Source organism: Yersinia antarctica, from assembly GCF_056636475.1.
The window spans coordinates 4152065-4173681 of record NZ_JBSJQF010000001.1 but is presented as its reverse complement, the minus strand read 5'-3'; the positions used below and the strand labels follow the sequence as shown (position 1 = coordinate 4173681).

Genomic DNA, 21617 nt, shown 5'->3' with positions numbered 1-21617 from the left:
TTGAAATGAGTCAGAATGTTTATCAGTTTATCGACCTACAGCGCGTAGATCCGCCAAAAAAGCCGCTGAAGATCCGTAAAATTGAATTTGTTGAGATTTACGAGCCGTTTTCGGAAACCCAGGCCAAAGCACAGGCAGACCGCTGCCTGTCTTGTGGTAACCCTTATTGCGAATGGAAGTGCCCGGTTCATAACTACATTCCTAATTGGCTGAAACTGGCCAACGAAGGACGCATCATGGAAGCGGCGGATCTGGCCCACCAGACCAACAGCTTACCGGAAGTGTGTGGCCGTGTGTGCCCACAGGACCGTCTGTGCGAAGGGTCTTGTACCCTGAACGACGAATTCGGTGCGGTGACTATCGGCAACATCGAGCGCTACATCAGCGATAAAGCCATTGAGATGGGCTGGAAGCCTGATATGTCGCATGTTCACCCGACCGGTAAACGTGTCGCGGTGATCGGTGCTGGCCCTGCCGGGCTGGCCTGTGCCGACGTATTAGCACGCAACGGCGTACAAGCCGTGGTATTTGACCGCCATCCAGAGATTGGCGGCTTGCTGACCTTCGGTATTCCAGCCTTTAAGCTGGAAAAAGAAGTGATGATTAAGCGCCGTAAAATCTTCTCCGAGATGGGTATCGAATTCCAACTCAATACTGAAATCGGTAAAGATATCACCATGGATGCGCTGCTGAAGGAGTATGACGCGGTGTTCCTCGGTGTGGGTACTTACCAATCGATGCGCGGTGGTCTGGCAAATGAAGATGCCTCGGGTGTCTATGATGCGCTGCCATACCTGATTGCCAATACCAAGCAGTTGATGGGCTTTGATGCGACCGTCCACGAGCCATATATCAATATGGAAGGTAAGCGTGTCGTGGTGCTGGGCGGCGGTGATACCGCAATGGACTGTGTGCGTTCATCGATTCGCCAAGGGGCAACAGATGTGGTGTGCGCCTATCGTCGTGATGAGGTCAACATGCCAGGTTCCAAGCGGGAAGTGAAAAACGCCCGTGAGGAAGGAGTTGAGTTTAAATTCAACTTGCAACCATTAAGCATCGAAGTTAACAACAACGGCAACGTCTGTGGTGTGAAGATGGTTCGTACCCAACTGGGCGCACCTGATGCACAAGGCCGCAGCGTGGCTGAGCAGATCCCAGGGTCTGAACATGTGCTGCCAGCAGATGCTGTCATAATGGCATTTGGCTTCCGTCCACACAGCATGGAGTGGTTGGCGGCGCATGACGTGGCATTGGATAAGCAGGGCCGCGTAGTGGCCCCTGATAGCACTGATAATGCGTTTCAGACCAGTAACCCGAAAATCTTTGCCGGTGGCGATATCGTCCGTGGCTCTGATCTGGTGGTGACAGCCATCGCTGAAGGCCGCAAAGCCGCAGATGGCATCATGAATTATCTGGAAGTCTGACAGTAAAAGTATCCTGCCATAGACTTAACACTAGAGGGCTGGTTATCCAGCCCTTTTTACTGCTTTTTTTCCACGCACATCCACTTCAACTCAAGATTTTGTAACAATCTCAACCACCTTATTTGCAGCAATTTATAGCTGAAGCGCTATAGTAAAGGCCGAGCTCCGATAGGTTTATGCTTTCCGTACTTATACTTTCTGTATCTATGTTTTTTGGCCTGACCCCATGGCTAGCCTTATTATTACGCCTTGTTTTAAATAAAGGATTATCTGTTATGAAATCTCACTTACTTTTTATTGCTGGCGGCTTGCTGGCGATCAGCAGCAGCACATTGGCTATGTCTTTGAATTATCAAGAAGTTGGTTATAATATTGAGGCGCGTGGCGCGCGCGCTGTGGTAGCCGAGCTGGCAAAAGCGGGGCAACTGCCTGCGGTAGAAAATAATATTAAGCTGGGTGATGACAACTGGATTGCCATGGCCCCTAAACTGGTCGATGCCGGTAATGCGAATTTCACTGCTGGGGTGAAATCGGCACTCTCTTCTGCACTGATTTATAACCCGGCCGCAGTACTAAAAGCGGTGAGCGACAGTAAAACACTGACAGTATCAGATATTTGTACCGCACCGGCAGATGTCAAAGACAGTGCCGCCAAAGCCAGCTTCCAACAGCGCGCATCTCATACCTTATCGACTATCAGAAATAGCGATATGATGAGTCAACGTGATAGTTGTCTGGCTGAGTTGAAAAAACTGTCTTAATTATTGGTTATTTGGCAGAAATAATAAGGGCGGCTAATGACGCCCTTATTGGGTATGGTAACGCTTGGTGCAAGAGAACAGTGTTGTTCGTTACTTAACAACCCGTAATGCTGGGCGACCACCGCTACGTGGCGGTTTTGGTGGCTCATCATCCGGGGAATGACTATCGTCCTGTGATACCTGAGTATCACCAGTGACTAATGTCAGGTTCTCAGCCGGTGCCGTCTCGCTGCCTTCCTCTGTGAAAGCCTCAAAATTGCCATCAGCATCAGAATCGTAAGCTTCTTCAGGCTCAAACATAGTGCCAGAGCCGTTTTCACGCGCATAGATAGCCATTACCGCAGCCATCGGCACGGTAACTTGACGAGGAACGCCACCGAAACGGGCATTGAAACTTACACCCTCGTTACCCAGCTCCAAATTACCCACGGCACGCGGTGCTACATTCAATACAATCTGCCCATCACGGGCAAATTCCATCGGCACCGAAACACCCGGCCGGGTGACATCCACAACCAGATGCGGAGTCAGTTGATTATCAATCAACCACTCGTAAAATGCGCGCAACAGATAGGGACGGCGCGGAGACATATCCGACATCTCCATAACAGTTAACCTCGGGTTTTCAGGTGCATTTCACGTTCAGCTTCAGTCAGGGAAGCCAGGAACGCATCACGCTCAAACACACGTGTCATATAACCCTTCAACTCTTTAGAGCCAGCACCGGTTAACTCGATACCTAAGACAGGTAAACGCCACAGCAGCGGAGCCAGATAGCAATCAACCAAGCTGAATTCTTCGCTCATAAAGAAAGGCATTTCATTAAATACCGGCGCGATAGACAACAGAGCTTCACGTAGCTGCTTGCGGGCTGCTTCAGCTTCCTGAGCATTAGCTTGTTCGATCTTATGCATCAGGGAATACCAGTCTTTCTCGATGCGATTCATCATCAAACGACTGCTACCACGTGCAACAGGGTATACCGGCATCAATGGAGGATGAGGGAAACGCTCATCCAAATACTCCATGATGATACGGGATTCATACAATGTTAACTCGCGATCAACCAAAGTAGGAACGGTCTGGTAGGGATTGAGGTCAATCAGGTCCTGCGGCAGATTACCAGCTTCAACCTGCTCAATCTCAACACTGACACCTTTCTCCGCCAGTACGATACGTACTTGATGGCTAAAAATGTCGGTCGGGCCGGAAAACAGCGTCATTACCGAACGTTTGTTGGCAGCGACAGCCATGAAAACCTCCAAGATTATCTAGAAAACAGTGCGAATAGCCCACGGTTAGGTTGCTATCCTGAGTCGTTTTACCGCCGGTTCGTCATCTCGACAGCTGTTGCCGTAAATAAGCCTTGGTCGAGATAGTTATTCAGCCAGGGAGATACACGGACGCCAACAGTTCGCCGAACAGGCACAAAAGTGGGTGATAGTTTACCAGATTTTGCATGTTTTGTGGGGATGGTGCTGCGATTTCGTGATTAATTGTTTATCAGACAACGGTTTAGCAACGAAAATATAATATGTGATGCTATGAAAAGTGGTTTTTCAGGCATAAAAAAACCCGGTGAGACACCGGGTTTTTGCCATTAATCTGATGCCATAAAGGCAAAAAATTAACGTTTGGAGAACTGTGGACGGCGACGTGCTTTACGCAGACCCACTTTCTTACGCTCAACTTCACGCGCATCACGCGTTACGAAGCCAGCTTTACGCAGTTCTGGGCGCAGAGTCTCGTCATATTCCATCAGTGCACGGGTAATACCGTGACGGATAGCACCAGCTTGACCAGAAATACCACCACCTTTAACAGTGATGTACATGTCAAACTTGCTAACCATATCTAGCAGTACGAGCGGTTGCATAACAACCATACGGCCAGTTTCACGACCGAAGTACTCTTCGATGCTACGTTGGTTAATAACGATATTACCGCTACCCGGCTTAAGAAAAACGCGTGCAGCAGAACTTTTGCGGCGACCAGTGCCGTAGTATTGATTTTCAGCCATTGCCATAATCCCGATTAAATGTCCAGAACTTGCGGTTGCTGCGCCGCATGATTGTGCTCAGTACCTGCGTAAACTTTAAGTTTACGAAACATTGCACGGCCCAGCGGACCCTTCGGCAGCATGCCTTTAACCGCGATTTCAATCACACGCTCAGGACTGCGGGCAATCATCTCTTCAAAGGTCGCTTGTTTGATACCACCGACGTAGCCGGTATGACGGTAATAAATCTTGTCTGTACGCTTGTTACCGGTTACAGCAACTTTTTCTGCGTTCAGAACGATGATGTAATCACCAGTATCAACGTGCGGGGTGTATTCCGCCTTGTGCTTGCCGCGTAGGCGACTAGCCAGTTCAGTAGCGAGGCGACCTAAGGTCTTACCGTTCGCGTCAACAACATACCAGTCACGTTTTACAGTTTCTGGTTTCGCTGTGAAAGTTTTCATTATAAAAGCTTACCCAATTAATAAGTTACACGTTGGTGAACACCCAAACGTTCAAAAACAGTTGAGGCTCACACGACCATCAGTCCAGCAAACCTACCCCTTCGAATAGCCAATGCCGGCACTATCAAAGTTTTTGGGAAAAAAACTTTGTTGTAACGTGGGGTCGCAAGATTATAGAGAAGTCGACGTTAAAAATCGAACTGTTTTTGACGAGAAAGGTATAAATTAAACATGTTAAGTTAGGGCGAAGGAAAATCGCCCACCACAGAATAGCATTTTAGCGGGTCAGAAGTGAATAACGGTCGTGCAGATTATCCCTATGGCAGATGCGGTAAAGAGAGATACTCTTCACTTTGCATCTCTTGTAACCGCGATAAACAGCGTTGATATTCGAATTTAAGGCGCTCACCGCAATAAATATCGAACATTGATACTTCCGCCGCAATAATCAATTTTACCCGCCGTTCATAAAACTCATCCACGAGTGCCAGAAAACGCCTGGCCGTATTCTCATCTCGCGTCTCCATGCGGTGGACGTTGTGCAGTAATACCGTGTGATAGAGTTTGGATAGCGCAATGTAATCCAACTGGCTGCGGGCTTCTTCACACAATGTATGGAAATCTACCGCCAGAACACCCTGTGCTGAACAAATAGCAGGCAATGGCCGATGATTTACTTCCAGTATCGGCGCTTGGTCCCCCTCTTTACCGGCCAGTTTGACAAAAATATCGTCCATCGCCTGTTCAGTTTGTGGATTCAAGGGCGTCAGATAAAGATTTGCCTGAGTCAGGGTCCGCAGGCGGTAATCAATCCCCGCATCGACATTCATCACATCACAATACTGTTTAATCAATTCAATGGCTGGCAAGAAGCGGGCACGCTGTAAACCGTTATGATACAAATTATCCGGTGGAATATTGGAGGTGGTAACCAACGTGATACCTCTGGCAAAGAGTGCCTCCAGCAATGTCGCCAGTAACATGGCATCAGTAATATCCGAGACAAAAAACTCATCAAAGCACAGCACATCAGTCTGCGCTTTGAAACCGTCGGCAATAATCTCCAGCGGATTTTCATGACCTTGCAGCTCAGTCAGTTCTTGATGTACCCGTAGCATAAAACGATGGAAATGCAGTCGCAGCTTGCGCTCACCCGGCAAGCTGTGGAAAAACAGATCCATCAGCCAGGTTTTACCCCGCCCAACACCGCCCCACATATATAGCCCCTGGGCGGGTCGTATGGGGGTCCGGGGTACAGCTCGCCCAATCAAACGGTTCAGCCGCCCGCGCAGACTCGTGCTGGTCGGCGCTATACTCTGGCGTTGATTTAGTTCCTGATAAAGCCTATCCAACCGTGCTACAGCACGCCGTTGTACCTCATCAGGTTGGTAGTCGCCAGCATCAAGTGCCTGCTGGTAAAGTGCTGTAGGTGTACTTGGTTGCATGTTTATCAACAATCCCTGATAAAATAGTTATCTACTTTTTGCGCGACTTTGTTGCTGATTTATCGGGCAATCGCCGCATTTACCGACACTGCCACTGCGAAGAAAGCCTGATAACCATAAGCAAAGTTGCATCAGGATTCCACTCCGACAAGGTTAACGGTTATAGTGGGTATTATTAAGTGAAAAAGTCCTGCTGAACAATGAAGTCAAAAAAGGAGTCATCATGACCTGGGAGTATGCGCTTATTGGGTTGGTTGTTGGTATCGTGATTGGCGCGGTGGCTATGCGCTTTGGCAACCGCAAATTGCGTCAGCAGCAAGTGCTGCAAAATGAGCTGGAGAAAAGCAAAACTGATTTGGAAGAATACCGTCAGGAACTGGTTGGGCATTTTGCCCGCAGTGCTGAGTTGTTGGATAATATGGCTCGCGACTATCGCCAGCTCTACCAACATATGGCGAAAAGCTCCAATAACTTATTACCGGACTTGCCACTGCAAGATAACCCGTTCCGCTACCGTCTGACTGAATCTGAAGCAGATAATGATCAGGCACCGGTAAAAATGCCACCTCGGGATTACTCTGAAGGCGCATCGGGGTTATTACGCCCGGAGCATCAGACCCGCGATTAAGCACACGTTTAGCTATCATACTGACTACGGTGGGGTGTATCTCACATTACCGTGGTCAGTACATTTACACTTCTATACTTACCTCTCCTTGAATTGCTTCATAGCGAGCCTTATATCAAGCCATATCTTAGGATGCTTATATTTAGGACAGCAGTAGCCTTTTGAAATAAGTGAATTTTTTAGCTAATCCAGAGTCTTAATTTACAACGGGCCTGTAACAGCCATCCATCCTATTCATTCACCGTTAGGTATTGAGAGAGTTTAAATCAATGAAGAAAAAGTCATTATTTCTTAGTGCGCTGGCATTGAGTGTCGGCTTAGGTCTCGCGTCTGTTCCAATGGTGAACGCAGCAGCTCTCCCAGCGGCAGTAGCCGGGCAGGCAGTCCCTAGCCTGGCACCGATGTTGGAAAAAGTTTTGCCCGCGGTAGTCAGTGTTCATGTGTCAGGAACACAGGCACAACAGCAACGTTTGCCAGAAGAATTCAAATTCTTCTTTGGCCCGAATGCACCCGCCGGTAAAGAAAGCAGCCGTCCATTCGAGGGGTTAGGGTCGGGTGTTATCATTAATGCCGAAAAAGGCTATGTGCTGACAAACAACCACGTTATCAATAATGCGGATAAAATTCGCGTTCAGCTCAATGATGGTCGTGAATATGATGCGAAGCTGCTAGGACGTGATGAACAAACCGATATCGCGTTATTGCAGTTAACCGATGCCAAAAATCTGACCGCGATTAAAATGGCCGATTCCGATAACCTGCGAGTGGGTGATTTTGCCGTTGCTGTCGGTAATCCATTTGGTCTGGGGCAAACAGCAACATCGGGGATTATTTCAGCCTTGGGTCGTAGTGGCTTGAATTTGGAAGGGTTGGAAAACTTTATCCAGACCGACGCCTCCATCAACCGTGGTAACTCTGGCGGCGCGCTAGTTAACCTCAATGGTGAATTGATTGGGATTAACACCGCAATTCTGGCCCCAGGTGGCGGCAACATCGGTATCGGCTTTGCTATTCCAAGTAACATGGCGCAAAACCTCAGCCAACAATTGATTGAGTTTGGCGAAGTGAAGCGCGGGCTGTTGGGCATTCGTGGCAGCGAAATGACCGCTGACATGGCCAAAGCCTTTAATATTGATGCTCAGCGTGGTGCTTTTGTCAGTGAAGTGCTACCAAAATCAGCCGCATCTAAAGCAGGCATCAAAGCCGGTGATGTGTTGGTTTCTGTTGATGGGAAACCCATCAGTAGCTTTGCTGAGTTGCGGGCCAAAGTGGGCACCACCGGGCCAGGTAAAGCCATTAAAGTTGGCATGCTGCGCGATGGGAAACCGCTTGAAGTCACCGTAACCCTGGAAAACAGCAGCCCAACGTCAACTAGCGCAGAAACCTTATCGCCATCATTGCAGGGTGCATCCCTGAGCAATGGGGAAATAAAAGGGGGCAGTAAGGGCATCAAAGTTGAGAGCGTGACCAAAGGCTCACCTGCAGCGCAATCTGGTTTGCAGAAAGATGATGTGATTATTGCTGTAAACCGTGTCCGGGTTCAGGATATTACTCAGTTGCGCAAAGCCCTTGATGCGAAACCGGCGGTAATTGCACTGAATATTGTGCGCGGTGAAGAGAATATTTACCTGTTAATACGCTAATTTGCAGAAAAATCGGACACAGCACAATGCTGTGTCCGCCAAACTCATGCTATCCTCCTGTCATCCATTCATTTACGCCTTAAACCTCATGTTTCTTAAGCTATTGCGTTCTATTATTTTGGGGCTAATTATTGCCGGTGTCTTGCTGGTCGCAATACCTATGCTCCGTAGTCCGGGCCATATCTTTTCCGGCAAGAGCAATAGCATAGATGAAGAGGCTCCAGCCAGTTATAACCAGGCGGTACGCAGAGCTGCCCCTGCGGTGGTTAATGTCTATAACCGTAGCCTAAGCTCGACACAAGATGGACTGGCTATTCGTACATTGGGTTCTGGCGTAATCATGAGTGATAAGGGATATATCCTTACCAACAAGCACGTTATCAATAATGCTGAACAGATAATTGTGGCACTACAAAATGGCCGAGTATCCGAGGCATTACTCGTGGGTTCCGATGGCTTAACTGATTTAGCGGTACTAAAAATTGATGCGGTGAACCTACCAGTAATTCCAATCAATATTAATCGTGCCCCCCATATCGGTGATGTCGTGCTGGCAATTGGTAACCCTTATAACCTTGGCCAAACCGTCACCCAAGGGATTATCAGCGCCACTGGGCGTATTGGTTTAAGTGATTCCGGGCGACAAAACTTCCTTCAGACCGATGCTTCAATCAATCAGGGGAATTCTGGCGGTGCGCTGGTGAATACCTTGGGCGAACTGATGGGAATTAACACTCTGTCCTTTGATAAGAGCAGTAACGGCGAAACACCGGAAGGGATTGGTTTTGCGATTCCGACAGCACTTGCGACCAAAGTGATGGAGAAACTTATCCGTGACGGTCGAGTGATACGTGGCTATATCGGAGTTACCGGCGAGGAATATCCGCCCTTCAATGCCAGCGGCAATAGTACGGATCGGGTGCATGGGATTAAGGTCAATGACATATCAGCTCATGGCCCCGCAGTAGATGCAGGTCTGCAAATTGGCGATATCATCCTTAGTGTTAATAATAAACCGGCGACATCCGTTATCGAAACTATGGATCAGGTAGCAGAAATCCGCCCCGGCACCACCATCCCTATCTTATTGTTACGTAACGGCCAACAGATGACGGCACAAATCACTATCAGCGAGTTAGATCAAAATGCCGTGCTAGGTCATCAGACAACCCCACAACCGTAATAGTCATCTTGAAATTCGGGTAAAAAAGCAGCCAACTGCACTTACGTCGTGATAGAAGAAGAGTTTAGCCATAAAAAATGCCAGCGCGATATCATCGGCTGGCATCTGTTTTTCTTGCGTTTTAGCGGGTTTATTCGCCTTTTATACGCTCAATCTTGGCACCCAAGGCACGCAATTTATCTTCGATACGCTCGTAGCCACGGTCGATATGATAAATACGATCAACGATAGTTACCCCGTCAGCAATACAGCCCGCTAATACCAAACTGGCTGAAGCACGCAAATCAGTGGCCATCACCTGGGCACCTGATAGTTGCTCAACACCATAACAAATCACGGTATTGCTCTCGATTTCTGCATGTGCGCCCATCCGAATAAGCTCAGGCACATGCATGAAGCGGTTCTCAAAAATGGTCTCAGTGATAACACCGGTTCCTTCCGCCACCAAATTCAATAAGCTGAATTGAGCCTGCATATCGGTTGGAAAACCAGGGTGCGGCGCAGTGCGTAGCGTAACCGCTTTCGGACGCTGCCCGTGCATATCAAGGCTTATCCAGTCGTCGCCAATCTCAATATCAGCACCCGCTTCACGCAGTTTAGCCAATACCGCATCCAGCGTATCAGGCCGAGTTTGACGGCACACAACCTTACCACCAGAGATGGCCGCAGCAACCAGGAAAGTACCGGTTTCAATGCGATCAGGCAGCACACGATAAACACCACCACCCAAGCGAGCAACGCCCTCGATGGTAATTCTGTCAGTACCTGCACCACTGATTTTCGCACCCAGCGTATTGAGGAAATTAGCCGTATCGACAATTTCTGGCTCACGGGCCGCATTCTCAATTACGGTGGTGCCTTCAGCTAATGTGGCAGCACTCATAATGGTAACAGTCGCGCCAACGCTGACTTTATCCATGACGATATGCGCGCCTTTCAGGCGGCCATCGACGGACGCTTTAACATAGCCCTCTTCCAGCTTGATTTCAGCACCCAGTTGTTCCAAACCGGAAATATGCAAATCAACCGGACGCGCACCGATAGCGCAGCCGCCGGGTAAAGAAACCTGGCCTTTGCCAAAACGGGCAACCAGTGGCCCCAACGCCCAAATAGAGGCACGCATGGTTTTGACTAAATCATAAGGAGCGCAAAACTCATCCACGCCGCTGGCATCAACAAAAACTGAACCAGAGTCATTACGCTCAATTTTTGTGCCTAATTGGCTGAGCAGCTTAATGGTGGTATCAATGTCTTTTAGCTTTGGGACATTTTGCAACTCTACTGGTTCTTCAGCCAGCAATGCAGCAAACATTATTGGCAATGCGGCGTTTTTCGCTCCTGAAATAGTGACTTCACCGCTTAGGCGAGTCCGCCCCTGCACACGAAATTTATCCATTGTGACCACTCTCTGTTGTCAATTCGAATTTACTGCCCGCCTTAGAACTGTCGACGCTTCGTTAAACAGCTCCCGGGCCAACAGCATTAAAAGCCGTTTAGTTTGCGATCCCGTTGCCACTCTTGCGGCGTATAGGCCTTAATTGATAAGGCATGAATACGGTTATCAGCGATATATTCCATCAAAGGCGCATACACAGCCTGCTGTTTTTTCACCCGGCTCATATCGGCAAATAACTCACCGACAGCAATCACCTGAAAGTGGCTGCCATCACCGGTAACATGCGCTTCTTGTAATGCTAATGCTTGCATCAGCACGTCTTTAATTTCGTTAGTATCCATAAGATTCATTCTATTTTAAGAGGATCGTTATTTTTAAGTGAAGCATAGCCAGCCAAACATATTAGTGGAATACGGCGAGCTCCGAAACTAAAGAAAAGCCCCTGTTTCGTTGTTACGCACAGGGGCCTTTGAATATCTTTGGCTTTTATACCCTTCTTACCTGGGTATAGCTTTTGGTATAGACGACACAGAAAGCCGCGAACTTAACTAACGAGCCATTTCTACCGGAATGATGTGCTGGAGGTTGTACAGCTCAATTAGAGTAGACAACCGATCACTGACACCAGTAATCGTTAATGAGACACTTTGTTTGCCTGCCGGTTCATGAAGAGAATGCAGTTCGCGAAAGTGCACCAGCAATGCCAGACCGGATGAGTCGACACGCTGTAATTGGCTGACATCAATATGAGTCTTACCCGCCAATAACGCCTCACGCTGCTGCCAAAGTGGTAACAGTGTTTCACGATCTAATTCACCTCGCAGCACCAGCGTTTCTTGCTGTGACTGCCAGCTCAATTTATCTACCATAATTATTGCTTATCTAACGTAATTGGCTGTTTCGCGGCGATCAACAACTGCTTAGTCAGGCCATCAACCCCTTGCTGACGCAGGATAGAAGCCCACTCATTTTGCTTAGTACTAATCATGCTAACCCCTTCGGCTATCATGTCATACGCCTGCCAGTTACCGGTTTGGCTATTTTTACGCCACTGAAAATCTAAACGCACAGGTGGTCGGCCATTTGGATCAAGAATAGTCACGCGAATAGCAACAATATTGGCATCACCCAGTGGTTGGTCTGGTGCAACATCGTAAGTTTGGCCGTGGTACAGCGCCAATGCCTGACCGTAAGCCTGTTCCAGATATTGACTGAACGCATTGAAGTACGCTTCGCGCTGCGCAGGGGTCGCCGCTTTATAATAGCTACCCAGGACTAACGCACCGGCGTATTTGATCTGGACAAATGGCAACAGTTCTTCACGTACGATGGTGCGCAAATAGTCTGGGTTCTGTTTGATCTTAGGTTGTTCGGTTTTTAAGCGCGTGAATGTTCTTTGCGCGGCTTCATCCATCATTCGGTATGGATTAGTTTGATCGACAGCATTCGCCAGTGGTGCTACCACCAGCAACGCAACCATAAGTAAACGTTTAAACATTCAGAGACCCTCTTAAGGATGTTGAGTTGCAGGTAAGCTGCCGTTATCTGTCGGAGTGGGCGCCGCTGCCGTTGGGGCTACTGGCTCACTTGCTGGCGCATCAGAATTACCATCCCCGCCACTCTTGTACAAGAACTGGCCGATAAGATCTTCCAACACCAGTGCAGATTTGGTGTCTTGAATTATACCGCCATCTTTCAAAATAGTGGTGCCCATATCCGGGTCTTCAAAACCGACATTTAGTGCCAGGAACTGTTCACCCAATAAGCCAGAAGTGCGTACCGCCAAAGAGCTGGTATCCGGGATATGGTTATAACGTTGCTGAATATCTATCGCCACACGTGGGCTGTAGTTTTTGGTATCCAGCGTGATGTCAGCCACCCGCCCCACCACAACACCGCCAATTTTGACCGGCGAATTGGTTTTCAGACCACCCACATTGTCAAACGTTGCATAAATTCGATAAGTCGGCTGGTTGCCTACTGATTTGATATCCGCAACCTTCAGGCAGAGAAATACGACCGCCAGAATAGCAATCAGTATAAACAAACCTACCCAGACTTCACTTTTCTTCGTTTGCATCGACTCAATTCCCAAACATCAGTGCTGTCAGCACAAAATCCAATCCCAATACCGCCAGCGATGAATGCACTACGGTACGGGTCGTTGCCCGGCTAATCCCTTCAGATGTTGGGATCGCATCATAACCATTGAACAGCGCAATCCAGGTCACAGTAATAGCAAATACCAGACTCTTAATTAGGCAATTCAGTAAATCGGTACGCCACTCCACAGCATTTTGCATCGCCGACCAGAAGAAACCGCCATCGATCCCTTTCCAGTCAACCCCCACCACAGAGCCACCCCAGATACCGACGGCAACAAAAATAGCGGTTAATAATGGCATACTGATAAGACCTGCCCAGAACCGGGGAGCCACCACTCGACGCAGCGGGTCGATTGCCATCATTTCCAAACTGGAAATCTGTTCAGTGGCTTTCATCAAGCCAATCTCCGCGGTTAGAGCAGAACCGGCGCGACCGGCGAACAACAGTGCGGTTACCACTGGCCCCAGCTCACGTAGCAGTGATAAAGACACCATCATCCCAAGACTGGCTTCAGCACTGTATGTGGTGAGGATCAAAAAGCCCTGTAACCCCAGAACCATGCCGATAAACAGACCGGAAACCACGATAATCAGTAGCGATTGCACACCGACGCTATAGAGCTGTTTAACCAATAATGGCCATTGTTTTCGCGGTTCAGGCCGCCCGACAAGGGCATTGAATAACATTAAACCCGCGCGACCAAAGGATGCGCTGACATTAATGCCCCTACGCCCTAAAGACGCTAACGCCTGTACTAACATGAATACTCCATCAGCCTATCTCCTTCGTATTTAAAGCTACAGGGGGTTAGCTACGATAACTCCCGAACCACTTAACCGAGTAAGTTCATCGGGGATAGCTCGCTTACTGCCTACCTGCAACTCCAATTACTTTGGGTATAACAGCTCAGTTTTATAATCACCGGCTGGGAAACGGAAAGGCACCGGCCCGTCGGCAATACCATCAAGGAACTGGCGCACCCGCATATCGCTATTGGCTTGCAACTGTTCCGGTGTTCCTTCGGCAATAACATGCTGATCGGCAACAATATAGGCATAATCAGCAATACTAAGGACTTCAGGCACATCGTGGGAAACCACCACACAAGTCACGCCTAATGCATGATTCAGCTCATCAATCAGTTTTACCAGCACCCCCATAGTTATAGGGTCCTGACCCACAAATGGCTCATCAAACATAATCAATTCAGGATCAAGGGCAATGGCCCTTGCCAGTGCAGCACGCCGCGCCATACCGCCGGAAAGTTCGGCAGGCATCAGATTAGCCGCCCCACGCAGCCCTACGGCTTCCAACTTCATCATCACCGTACTGTGCAGCAATTCCTCCGGCAAACGGCTATGTTCGCGTAATGGGAAAGCCACATTCTCAAACACGGTCAAATCAGTGAATAACGCACCAGATTGAAACAGCATGCTCATTTTCTTACGCACATCATACAAACGCTGACGTGAAAGCGCCGGAATATTATCACCATCAAACCAGATTTCACCTGCATCCGGTACAAGTTGCCCACCGATCAGGCGCAACAATGTGGTTTTACCAATTCCTGATGGCCCCATAATCGCAGTCACTTTGCCGCGGGGGACCGTCATGTTGATATCGGCGAATATCGGACGCTCACCACGGGTAAAACTCATCCCGCGGATCTCTATCAAATTCGACGACAATTGCTTCATTATCATTCGTCCCTTTAGGCCTTTAATTACTCATCCGAGCGCCAATGCTACATCAAATGGCGGCAACGAGCACAATGGGAAGTATTTTGGCAACTTATTGTCACTTTTTCGTAGCCAAAGTTGCCATAAGTTTTACTTTTCTGGCACTCACAGTCAAAATTAGGGTTAACTCAAAAAAGAGCGTAAAACGCTGTTAGTGGTTTTTACCCATGGGCTAGCTGTTTTCCACCGAAAATGGGTTACCAACAGTCAGCTTCTACCAACGGATCGGGATTATACCTAATAAAGGACTCTGCATGCCTCTTGCGATAACACTATTAATCATCGGCTTGGTCTTATTAGTGTATGGCGCTGATCGATTAGTTTATGGCGCCGCTGTGTTATCCCGTTCTTTCGGCATCCCCCCCCTTATTATTGGGATGACCATCGTCGGTATCGGCACATCGCTACCTGAGTTGATCGTTTCGGTGACTGCAGCACTGAATAATCAAACCGATATGGCGGTTGGGAATGTGCTTGGCTCTAATATTACCAATTTACTGCTGATTGTCGGTGGTGCAGCCCTTATACGCCCATTAACAGTACGATCAGAGATTTTACGCCGTGAATTACCGTTGATGCTGGTAGTGACGGTGCTATGTGGTTTCCTGCTGGCTGATAACCATCTCAGCCGTGGAGATGGTATTATTTTGCTGGTAGCAGCAGCGGCGTTTATTATTCTGATGCTGAAAATTGCCCGTCTGGCCCATGTGGAAGGCAATGACATCCTGACTCGCGAACAGTTGGCTGAATTGCCTCAAGACAGTAGCAATACCGTCGCTCTTTTGTGGTTAGTGTTAGCTTTCATTATCTTGCCACTCTCGGCCAAAATGATTATCGATAATGCCACGGTCATTGCCCGGGTCGCAGGTGTCAGTGAACTGGTTATAGGGCTGACTGTTATTGCCATTGGCACCAGTTTGCCTGAACTGGCTACTTTTATCGCTGGCGCGCTGAAAGGGGAAGATGATATGGCGGTCGGCAATATCATCGGTTCGAACATTTTTAATATTGTGATTGTGTTAGGTGTACCTGCTCTGCTCTCCCCTGGCGATATTAATCCAGAAGCTTTCCAGCGCGACTATTGGGTGATGCTCGGTGTCAGTGTGATATTTACCCTTCTTTGCCTGGGGCGTAAACATCGCATCGGTCATATGGCAGGTGCTCTGTTATTATGTGGGTTTATCGCTTATCTAGCGGTGCTGTTTTTTGCACCCTTTAATGTGGCATAACCATGTTCATTCAATGGGAACCAAGTATGTCTTCTTATGATTTACAGCCAGCAGCTGATTCACCGTCGGGTATTAACTCATTGCCAAGAGTGGATTTTCAACAGGCGGGTAAACAGGTGCTGCAGATTGAGCGCGAAGGACTGGCACAACTCGATCAATATATTAATGACGATTTTGCCAAAGCCTGCGATGCAATATTTAACTGCCATGGCAAAGTTGTAGTTATGGGGATGGGCAAATCTGGCCATATTGGTTGCAAAATTGCCGCCACCTTCGCCAGCACGGGAACACCTGCCTTTTTCGTCCACCCCGGTGAAGCCAGTCATGGCGATCTCGGCATGGTCACGCCACAAGATATTGTGCTCGCCATCTCTAATTCAGGGGAATCTAACGAGATCCTCGCTCTCATCCCGGTTCTAAAGCGCCAAAAAATTCCGCTAATCTGCATGAGCAATAATCCTGAAAGTAGCATGGGTAAAGCGGCCGATATTCATTTGTGCATCAAGGTCCCACAAGAGGCCTGCCCATTAGGGTTGGCGCCGACCACCAGTACCACAGCCACCTTGGTGATGGGGGACGCGCTTGCAGTTGCATTGTTACAGGCCCGAGGCTTCACTCAAGAAGATTTTGCTCTCTCCCATCCAGGCGGAGCACTGGGGCGCAAGTTACTGTTGCGAATCAGCGATATCATGCACACTGGTGCAAAGCTCCCGCACATCAGTCCCGATGCGTCATTACGCGATGCGTTACTGGAGATTACTCGGAAGAATCTGGGTTTAACTGTCATCTGTGACGATTTGATGATGATTAAAGGTATCTTTACCGACGGTGACTTGCGCCGAATATTTGATTTGGGTGTCGATCTGAATAACGCGAAAATTGCAGATGTAATGACCAGTGGCGGTATTCGAGTCCCTCCAACCATGTTGGCTGTGGATGCACTCAACCTGATGGAGTTGCGCCATATTACCGCCGTATTGGTCGCAGATGGCGATCAGTTGCTGGGTGTGGTGCATATGCATGACATGCTGAGAGCCGGCGTGGTCTAACCGTGGACTGTCTGGTGAATAAAACAGCTAACAACGCCGCAACGTCAAGTAAGAAGAGTTTCCCAAATTAATTGGGGTTGCAGCTAGGCTGCAAACGAATGCATCCCGATGAGCTTGCATAGTCAAGTGATTCGGGTGAAAGAGAGCAGCTAACAACGCCGCAACGTCAAGTAAGAAGGGAAAAATGAGCGACACCGTATATCAGGACACATGCTATGGACCAGTAGCCGACACTGTGATGTCACGTGCGGCGAAAATTCGCCTACTGATTTGTGATGTCGATGGTGTGATGTCCGACGGCCTGATTTATATGGGTAATCAGGGCGAAGAGCTGAAAGCTTTCAACGTGCGTGATGGCTATGGTATCCGCTGCCTGATAACCTCAGGTATTGAAGTGGCCATTATTACTGGCCGTCGCGCAAAATTACTGGAAGACCGCGCCAACACCTTAGGCATTACCCACCTTTATCAAGGGCAATCTGATAAGCTGGTGGCCTATAACGAATTGTTGGTAGCATTAGCATGCCAGCCTGAGCAGGTTGCTTATATTGGGGATGACCTGATTGATTGGCCGGTCATGGCACAAGTTGGGTTATCTGTTGCAGTCGCGGATGCCCATCCGTTACTTCTTCCCAAGGCACATTATGTGACGCGAATCCATGGCGGGCGCGGTGCAGTACGCGAGATATGTGATTTGATATTATTAGCTCAAGATAAACTTGAAGGTGCCAAAGGATTGTCGATATGAGTAAAACAAGACTATGGATAACATTATCCTTGGCACTGATTGCTTTGGCATTGATTGGCTGGAATATATCCGGCTTTAATCAGCAGGACACGCAAACCGTGGCCACTGATAATGAGCCCTCTTCGCAGAGCCAGCATACTGTGACCGTGGTATTCAATCCGGTCGGGCAATTGAATTATAAATTGGTGGCTGAAGACGTACAAAACTTCAGCACTCAAGAGTTAACCTGGTTTACCAAACCGGTCATGACTCTGTTTGCGGAGAATGCAGTCGCTACTTGGACAGTGCGCGCCGACCGCGCCAAATTGACCAATGATAAGATGCTGTATTTGTATGGTCATGTTGAAGTTGATAGCCTGACACCAGACGCACAGTTACAAAAAATTAAAACCGATAACGCCCAGGTTAATTTGATCACTCAGGATGTATCCTCAGACGATGAAGTTACCCTCTTTGGTGTTGGATTCACATCTAACGGCATGAAAATGCGTGGGAACTTGCGGGACAAAACCGCTGAGCTGATTGAAAAGGTTAAAACCTCTTATGAAATCCAAAAATAAACTTCGTCATTTTTTGCTTGCCAGTTCACTTTTGGCCGCAAGCCTGCCCGCTCTGGCGTTAACGGGTGATACTGATCAGCCCGTCACGGTTGACTCCGTTAAACAAGCGTTAGATATGGAGGCCAATACTGTCACATTTACCGACAATGTGGTTATCAAGCAAGGTACCATTGAGATTAAAGCTGATAAAGTCGTGGTTACGCGCCCAGGCGGTGATCAAAGCAAAATGGTCATTGAAGGTTATGGTAATCCAGTCACTTTCTACCAGATGCAAGACAGTGGCAAACCCGTAAAAGGCCATGGGCAGAAACTGCGTTATGAAGTCGCAAATGATTTTGTGGTGTTGACTGGCAATGCTTATCTGGAGCAACTTGATAGTAATATCAAAGGTGATCGCATCACTTATCTGGTGAAAAAACAGCAGATGGAAGCCTTCAGTGATAAAGGCAACCGCGTCACCACCGTGTTATTACCGTCCCAATTACAAGACAAAGGGCCAGCAGCTTCAGGCCAAAAGAAGAGTAAGTAATCATTTATGGCAACATTAATCGCAGAAAAGCTGGCTAAGGCGTACAAAGGCCGTAAAGTGGTCGAAGACGTAAGCCTCAATGTGAAATCCGGTGAGATAGTGGGCCTGCTTGGGCCGAACGGCGCAGGGAAAACTACCACTTTTTATATGGTCGTCGGCATTGTCCAGCGTGACGCCGGGCGTATTGTGATTGATGACGAAGATATCAGCCTCTTGCCTCTCCATGAACGCGCTCGTCGCGGTATTGGTTATTTACCGCAAGAAGCCTCTATTTTCCGCCGCCTGAGTGTATTTAACAACTTAATGGCGGTGCTGGAGATCCGTAAAGACCTCTCTGTTGAGCAGCGTGAGGAACGGGCTGATGAATTAATGGAAGAGTTCCATATCACCCATTTACGTGACAACTTGGGGCAATCGCTTTCCGGTGGTGAACGCCGCCGTGTTGAAATAGCCCGTGCACTGGCGGCAAATCCTAAGTTTATTCTGCTGGATGAGCCTTTTGCCGGGGTTGATCCGATTTCCGTTATCGATATTAAAAAAATTATTGAACATCTACGCGACAGTGGTCTTGGCGTTCTTATTACCGACCATAACGTGCGTGAAACGTTAGACGTCTGTGAGCGGGCTTATATCGTAAGCCAGGGTCATTTAATCGCTCACGGTACGCCACAGGAAATCCTGGCTGACGAACAAGTTAAGCGTGTTTACCTCGGTGAAGAATTCCGTCTCTGACCTTTTTCCAATACCCAATAGATTTCAAGGTGCAGGAAGGCGGCAAACAATAAAATCGGTCATAAATCGATTTAAACAGCATTTATGCTAGCCCGCAGGTGCGGCCAAGTAACCGGCAGCCAATACCCCTGCAATTTGAAAGATGACGGATATTCCTTCATCTATAAAGGAAAATTGATACCGCATTATGAAGCAAGGTTTGCAACTCAAGTTCAGCCAACAACTGGCTATGACTCCGCAGCTTCAACAGGCTATTCGCTTGTTGCAGCTTTCTACACTTGAACTCCAGCAGGAGATTCAGTTAGCGCTGGAGAGTAACCCCCTGCTTGAGCAAACTGATCTTCATGAAGAAATAGATGCAAAAGAGACCGTAGACAGTGAATCGCTTGATACCCGCGAGGCGCTGGAACAAAAAGATATGCCCGAAGAGTTGCCACTTGATGCCACCTGGGATGAGATCTACACCGCAGGCACGCCATCAGGAATGGGCAATGATTATAGCGATGATGAGTTGCCGGTTTATCAAGGGGAAACGACCCAAACGCTACAAGACTACCTGATGTGGCAAGTGGATTTAACCCCATTCTCTGATACTGATGTTGCCATTGCGACCTCTATCGTGGATGCGGTCGATGAAACCGGTTACCTTACGGTGCCACTGGAAGATATTCTGGAAAGCATGGGGGACGAGAACGTCGCACTGGATGAAGTAGAAGCGGTGCTTAAGCGGATACAACACTTTGATCCTATTGGTGTCGCGGCACGTAACCTGCGTGAATGTCTGTTGGTACAGTTGTCACAATATGACAAAGATACCCCCTATCTTGCCGAAGCACGTCTGGTGGTTAGCGATTATCTGGATTTGCTGGGTAACCATGATTTCCGTACGATGATCCGCTTGAGTCGGCTAAAAGAAGATACACTTAAAGAAGCGATCGGCCTGATTCAGTCTCTGGATCCGCGTCCGGGTCAATCCATCAATACCGGGGAGTCCGAGTACGTCATTCCCGATGTTTTGGTGCGTAAAGACAAAGATCAATGGACGGTCGAGCTGAATGCCGATAGCATTCCACGCCTAAAAATCAACCAGCAGTATGCGGCGATGGGTAGCAGTACCCGCAATGACAGTGACGGGCAGTTTATCCGTAGCAATTTGCAAGAAGCAAAATGGTTGATAAAAAGTCTTGAAAGCCGCAATGAAACACTGCTGAAGGTGGCGCGTTGTATTGTAGAGCAGCAAGTAGCGTTTTTTGAGAATGGGCCTGAATTTATGAAACCCATGGTACTGGCCGATATCGCCCAGGCTGTGGATATGCATGAGTCGACAATCTCTCGCGTGACCACGCAGAAGTTCCTGCACAGTCCACGGGGTATTTTCGAGCTAAAATATTTCTTCTCCAGCCACGTCAATACTGATAGCGGAGGTGAAGCTTCTTCCACTGCAATTCGTGCACTGGTGAAAAAATTGGTTGCAGCAGAAAATCCTGCTAAACCTCTTAGTGACAGTAAGCTGACCACATTATTATGTGAACAAGGCATCATGGTGGCACGGCGTACCGTCGCGAAGTACCGAGAGTCGTTATCCATCCCGCCGTCAAATCAGCGTAAACAGTTGGTTTGACCTGAACTGAGAAGGAAGACACTATGCAGCTCAATATTACCGGACATCATGTCGAAATAACCGAAGCATTACGCGAGTTTGTTACCACTAAATTTGCCAAACTTGAGCAATATTTTGATCGCATTAACCAGGTATATGTGGTTTTAAGTGTTGAGAAAGTAAAACAAATTGCAGAAGCAACGGTACATGTGAATGGAGGCGAGTTGCACGCAAGCTCAGAGCAGGAGGATATGTACGCCGCAATTGATATTTTGGTTGATAAACTGGCCCGCCAGTTGAACAAACATAAAGACAAATTGAAACAACACTAAGAATCCTTGCGACTGTTATACCCAAAGAACATGGCGTTGCAGGTAGGCAG

The 21617-nt window shown here is 48.2% G+C and carries 25 protein-coding genes; 13 read left to right on the top strand and 12 right to left on the bottom strand.

The window, feature by feature from the left end; all coding sequences use genetic code 11:
- Nucleotides 1-5: 5 nt before the first annotated feature.
- Nucleotides 6-1424 (top strand): glutamate synthase small subunit, encoded by a 1419-nt coding sequence (locus tag ACWJJO_RS19330; protein WP_083162294.1) that lies wholly within the window; start codon nt 6-8, stop codon nt 1422-1424.
- 275 nt (nt 1425-1699) lie between these two features.
- A complete protein-coding gene (locus ACWJJO_RS19325) occupies nt 1700-2185 on the top strand; it encodes a hypothetical protein (protein ID WP_420072721.1) in 486 nt (161 codons plus the stop codon).
- 90 nt (nt 2186-2275) lie between these two features.
- Here the strand turns inward: ACWJJO_RS19325 and sspB are convergent, their stop codons facing one another.
- The 5 genes from sspB to zapE all read right to left on the bottom strand — a co-directional run bounded on the left by sspB (nt 2276) and on the right by zapE (nt 6093).
- Nucleotides 2276-2791 (bottom strand): ClpXP protease specificity-enhancing factor, encoded by a 516-nt coding sequence (gene sspB / locus ACWJJO_RS19320; protein ID WP_083162290.1) that lies wholly within the window; start codon nt 2789-2791, stop codon nt 2276-2278.
- Between the two features lie 5 nt (nt 2792-2796).
- Nucleotides 2797-3438: a stringent starvation protein SspA gene (gene sspA, locus ACWJJO_RS19315; protein WP_442820463.1), complete on the bottom strand. Its 642-nt coding sequence runs from the start codon at nt 3436-3438 to the stop codon at nt 2797-2799.
- Between the two features lie 374 nt (nt 3439-3812).
- A complete protein-coding gene (gene rpsI / locus ACWJJO_RS19310; RefSeq protein ID WP_049612534.1) occupies nt 3813-4205 on the bottom strand; it encodes a 30S ribosomal protein S9 in 393 nt (130 codons plus the stop codon).
- A gap of 14 nt (nt 4206-4219) precedes the next feature.
- The gene (gene rplM, locus ACWJJO_RS19305) at nt 4220-4648 is read right to left on the bottom strand and encodes a 50S ribosomal protein L13 (RefSeq protein ID WP_049612536.1); all 429 of its coding nucleotides are present in this window, start codon (nt 4646-4648) and stop codon (nt 4220-4222) included.
- Between the two features lie 317 nt (nt 4649-4965).
- On the bottom strand, nt 4966-6093 hold the full coding sequence (gene zapE / locus ACWJJO_RS19300; protein ID WP_420072720.1) for a cell division protein ZapE: 1128 nt from the start codon (nt 6091-6093) through the stop codon (nt 4966-4968).
- A gap of 223 nt (nt 6094-6316) precedes the next feature.
- Here zapE and zapG point away from each other — a divergent pair, with 223 nt between their 5' ends.
- The 3 genes from zapG (at nt 6317) to degS (ending at nt 9547) form a co-directional block, all read left to right on the top strand.
- On the top strand, nt 6317-6721 hold the full coding sequence (gene zapG / locus ACWJJO_RS19295; protein WP_004714934.1) for a Z-ring associated protein ZapG: 405 nt from the start codon (nt 6317-6319) through the stop codon (nt 6719-6721).
- A 269-nt stretch (nt 6722-6990) separates the two neighbouring features.
- Nucleotides 6991-8364: a serine endoprotease DegQ gene (gene degQ, locus ACWJJO_RS19290; protein WP_083162284.1), complete on the top strand. Its 1374-nt coding sequence runs from the start codon at nt 6991-6993 to the stop codon at nt 8362-8364.
- Between the two features lie 88 nt (nt 8365-8452).
- Complete coding sequence (gene degS / locus ACWJJO_RS19285) at nt 8453-9547, top strand: outer membrane-stress sensor serine endopeptidase DegS (protein ID WP_083164037.1); 1095 nt, start codon at nt 8453-8455, stop codon at nt 9545-9547.
- A 130-nt stretch (nt 9548-9677) separates the two neighbouring features.
- Here the strand turns inward: degS and murA are convergent, their stop codons facing one another.
- The 7 genes from murA to mlaF all read right to left on the bottom strand — a co-directional run bounded on the left by murA (nt 9678) and on the right by mlaF (nt 14746).
- Nucleotides 9678-10943, bottom strand: a complete 1266-nt coding sequence (murA, locus tag ACWJJO_RS19280) for a UDP-N-acetylglucosamine 1-carboxyvinyltransferase (protein WP_372560438.1) — start codon at nt 10941-10943, stop codon at nt 9678-9680.
- A gap of 86 nt (nt 10944-11029) precedes the next feature.
- Nucleotides 11030-11284, bottom strand: a complete 255-nt coding sequence (gene ibaG / locus ACWJJO_RS19275) for a BolA family iron metabolism protein IbaG (protein ID WP_004710915.1) — start codon at nt 11282-11284, stop codon at nt 11030-11032.
- A gap of 207 nt (nt 11285-11491) precedes the next feature.
- The gene (gene mlaB, locus ACWJJO_RS19270) at nt 11492-11812 is read right to left on the bottom strand and encodes a lipid asymmetry maintenance protein MlaB (RefSeq protein ID WP_083162280.1); all 321 of its coding nucleotides are present in this window, start codon (nt 11810-11812) and stop codon (nt 11492-11494) included.
- 2 nt (nt 11813-11814) lie between these two features.
- Complete coding sequence (gene mlaC, locus ACWJJO_RS19265; protein WP_372560437.1) at nt 11815-12441, bottom strand: phospholipid-binding protein MlaC; 627 nt, start codon at nt 12439-12441, stop codon at nt 11815-11817.
- Between the two features lie 12 nt (nt 12442-12453).
- A complete protein-coding gene (mlaD, locus tag ACWJJO_RS19260) occupies nt 12454-13023 on the bottom strand; it encodes an outer membrane lipid asymmetry maintenance protein MlaD (RefSeq protein ID WP_083162276.1) in 570 nt (189 codons plus the stop codon).
- A 4-nt stretch (nt 13024-13027) separates the two neighbouring features.
- Nucleotides 13028-13810, bottom strand: a complete 783-nt coding sequence (mlaE, locus tag ACWJJO_RS19255; RefSeq protein ID WP_083162274.1) for a lipid asymmetry maintenance ABC transporter permease subunit MlaE — start codon at nt 13808-13810, stop codon at nt 13028-13030.
- Between the two features lie 126 nt (nt 13811-13936).
- Nucleotides 13937-14746, bottom strand: a complete 810-nt coding sequence (mlaF, locus tag ACWJJO_RS19250) for a phospholipid ABC transporter ATP-binding protein MlaF (protein ID WP_083162272.1) — start codon at nt 14744-14746, stop codon at nt 13937-13939.
- A gap of 296 nt (nt 14747-15042) precedes the next feature.
- Between mlaF and ACWJJO_RS19245 the strand changes: the two genes are divergently transcribed.
- The 8 genes from ACWJJO_RS19245 (at nt 15043) to hpf (ending at nt 21567) form a co-directional block, all read left to right on the top strand.
- Nucleotides 15043-16017 (top strand): calcium/sodium antiporter, encoded by a 975-nt coding sequence (locus ACWJJO_RS19245; protein ID WP_102970525.1) that lies wholly within the window; start codon nt 15043-15045, stop codon nt 16015-16017.
- 26 nt (nt 16018-16043) lie between these two features.
- Nucleotides 16044-17066: an arabinose-5-phosphate isomerase KdsD gene (kdsD, locus tag ACWJJO_RS19240; RefSeq protein WP_481091412.1), complete on the top strand. Its 1023-nt coding sequence runs from the start codon at nt 16044-16046 to the stop codon at nt 17064-17066.
- Between the two features lie 184 nt (nt 17067-17250).
- On the top strand, nt 17251-17814 hold the full coding sequence (kdsC, locus tag ACWJJO_RS19235; protein ID WP_083162270.1) for a 3-deoxy-manno-octulosonate-8-phosphatase KdsC: 564 nt from the start codon (nt 17251-17253) through the stop codon (nt 17812-17814).
- Nucleotides 17811-18374, top strand: coding sequence for an LPS export ABC transporter periplasmic protein LptC (gene lptC / locus ACWJJO_RS19230; RefSeq protein WP_083162268.1), 564 nt, complete (start codon nt 17811-17813; stop codon nt 18372-18374). The genes kdsC and lptC overlap by 4 nt, the downstream gene beginning before the upstream one ends.
- Nucleotides 18358-18903 (top strand): lipopolysaccharide ABC transporter substrate-binding protein LptA, encoded by a 546-nt coding sequence (gene lptA, locus ACWJJO_RS19225; protein ID WP_050087620.1) that lies wholly within the window; start codon nt 18358-18360, stop codon nt 18901-18903. The genes lptC and lptA overlap by 17 nt, the downstream gene beginning before the upstream one ends.
- Nucleotides 18904-18909: 6 nt before the next feature.
- Nucleotides 18910-19635 carry an LPS export ABC transporter ATP-binding protein gene (gene lptB, locus ACWJJO_RS19220; protein ID WP_083162266.1) on the top strand — a complete coding sequence of 242 codons (726 nt, stop codon included), beginning with the start codon at nt 18910-18912 and terminating at the stop codon, nt 19633-19635.
- A 187-nt stretch (nt 19636-19822) separates the two neighbouring features.
- Nucleotides 19823-21256: an RNA polymerase factor sigma-54 gene (gene rpoN, locus ACWJJO_RS19215; RefSeq protein ID WP_083162264.1), complete on the top strand. Its 1434-nt coding sequence runs from the start codon at nt 19823-19825 to the stop codon at nt 21254-21256.
- Between the two features lie 23 nt (nt 21257-21279).
- Nucleotides 21280-21567 carry a ribosome hibernation promoting factor gene (gene hpf, locus ACWJJO_RS19210; RefSeq protein WP_004392031.1) on the top strand — a complete coding sequence of 96 codons (288 nt, stop codon included), beginning with the start codon at nt 21280-21282 and terminating at the stop codon, nt 21565-21567.
- The last annotated feature ends 50 nt before the right edge of the window (nt 21568-21617 follow it).

Bases quoted from the DNA above. Each gene is read 5' to 3' on its own strand.
- ACWJJO_RS19330 (WP_083162294.1), top strand. From the start codon at position 6: ATGAGTCAGAATGTTTATCAGTTTATCGACCTACAGCGCGTAGATCCG.
- ACWJJO_RS19325 (WP_420072721.1), top strand. From the start codon at position 1,700: ATGAAATCTCACTTACTTTTTATTGCTGGCGGCTTGCTGGCGATCAGC.
- sspB (WP_083162290.1), bottom strand. From the start codon at position 2,791: ATGGAGATGTCGGATATGTCTCCGCGCCGTCCCTATCTGTTGCGCGCA.
- sspA (WP_442820463.1), bottom strand. From the start codon at position 3,438: ATGGCTGTCGCTGCCAACAAACGTTCGGTAATGACGCTGTTTTCCGGC.
- rpsI (WP_049612534.1), bottom strand. From the start codon at position 4,205: ATGGCTGAAAATCAATACTACGGCACTGGTCGCCGCAAAAGTTCTGCT.
- rplM (WP_049612536.1), bottom strand. From the start codon at position 4,648: ATGAAAACTTTCACAGCGAAACCAGAAACTGTAAAACGTGACTGGTAT.
- zapE (WP_420072720.1), bottom strand. From the start codon at position 6,093: ATGCAACCAAGTACACCTACAGCACTTTACCAGCAGGCACTTGATGCT.
- zapG (WP_004714934.1), top strand. From the start codon at position 6,317: ATGACCTGGGAGTATGCGCTTATTGGGTTGGTTGTTGGTATCGTGATT.
- degQ (WP_083162284.1), top strand. From the start codon at position 6,991: ATGAAGAAAAAGTCATTATTTCTTAGTGCGCTGGCATTGAGTGTCGGC.
- degS (WP_083164037.1), top strand. From the start codon at position 8,453: ATGTTTCTTAAGCTATTGCGTTCTATTATTTTGGGGCTAATTATTGCC.
- murA (WP_372560438.1), bottom strand. From the start codon at position 10,943: ATGGATAAATTTCGTGTGCAGGGGCGGACTCGCCTAAGCGGTGAAGTC.
- ibaG (WP_004710915.1), bottom strand. From the start codon at position 11,284: ATGGATACTAACGAAATTAAAGACGTGCTGATGCAAGCATTAGCATTA.
- mlaB (WP_083162280.1), bottom strand. From the start codon at position 11,812: ATGGTAGATAAATTGAGCTGGCAGTCACAGCAAGAAACGCTGGTGCTG.
- mlaC (WP_372560437.1), bottom strand. From the start codon at position 12,441: ATGTTTAAACGTTTACTTATGGTTGCGTTGCTGGTGGTAGCACCACTG.
- mlaD (WP_083162276.1), bottom strand. From the start codon at position 13,023: ATGCAAACGAAGAAAAGTGAAGTCTGGGTAGGTTTGTTTATACTGATT.
- mlaE (WP_083162274.1), bottom strand. From the start codon at position 13,810: ATGTTAGTACAGGCGTTAGCGTCTTTAGGGCGTAGGGGCATTAATGTC.
- mlaF (WP_083162272.1), bottom strand. From the start codon at position 14,746: ATGAAGCAATTGTCGTCGAATTTGATAGAGATCCGCGGGATGAGTTTT.
- ACWJJO_RS19245 (WP_102970525.1), top strand. From the start codon at position 15,043: ATGCCTCTTGCGATAACACTATTAATCATCGGCTTGGTCTTATTAGTG.
- kdsD (WP_481091412.1), top strand. From the start codon at position 16,044: ATGTCTTCTTATGATTTACAGCCAGCAGCTGATTCACCGTCGGGTATT.
- kdsC (WP_083162270.1), top strand. From the start codon at position 17,251: ATGAGCGACACCGTATATCAGGACACATGCTATGGACCAGTAGCCGAC.
- lptC (WP_083162268.1), top strand. From the start codon at position 17,811: ATGAGTAAAACAAGACTATGGATAACATTATCCTTGGCACTGATTGCT.
- lptA (WP_050087620.1), top strand. From the start codon at position 18,358: ATGAAATCCAAAAATAAACTTCGTCATTTTTTGCTTGCCAGTTCACTT.
- lptB (WP_083162266.1), top strand. From the start codon at position 18,910: ATGGCAACATTAATCGCAGAAAAGCTGGCTAAGGCGTACAAAGGCCGT.
- rpoN (WP_083162264.1), top strand. From the start codon at position 19,823: ATGAAGCAAGGTTTGCAACTCAAGTTCAGCCAACAACTGGCTATGACT.
- hpf (WP_004392031.1), top strand. From the start codon at position 21,280: ATGCAGCTCAATATTACCGGACATCATGTCGAAATAACCGAAGCATTA.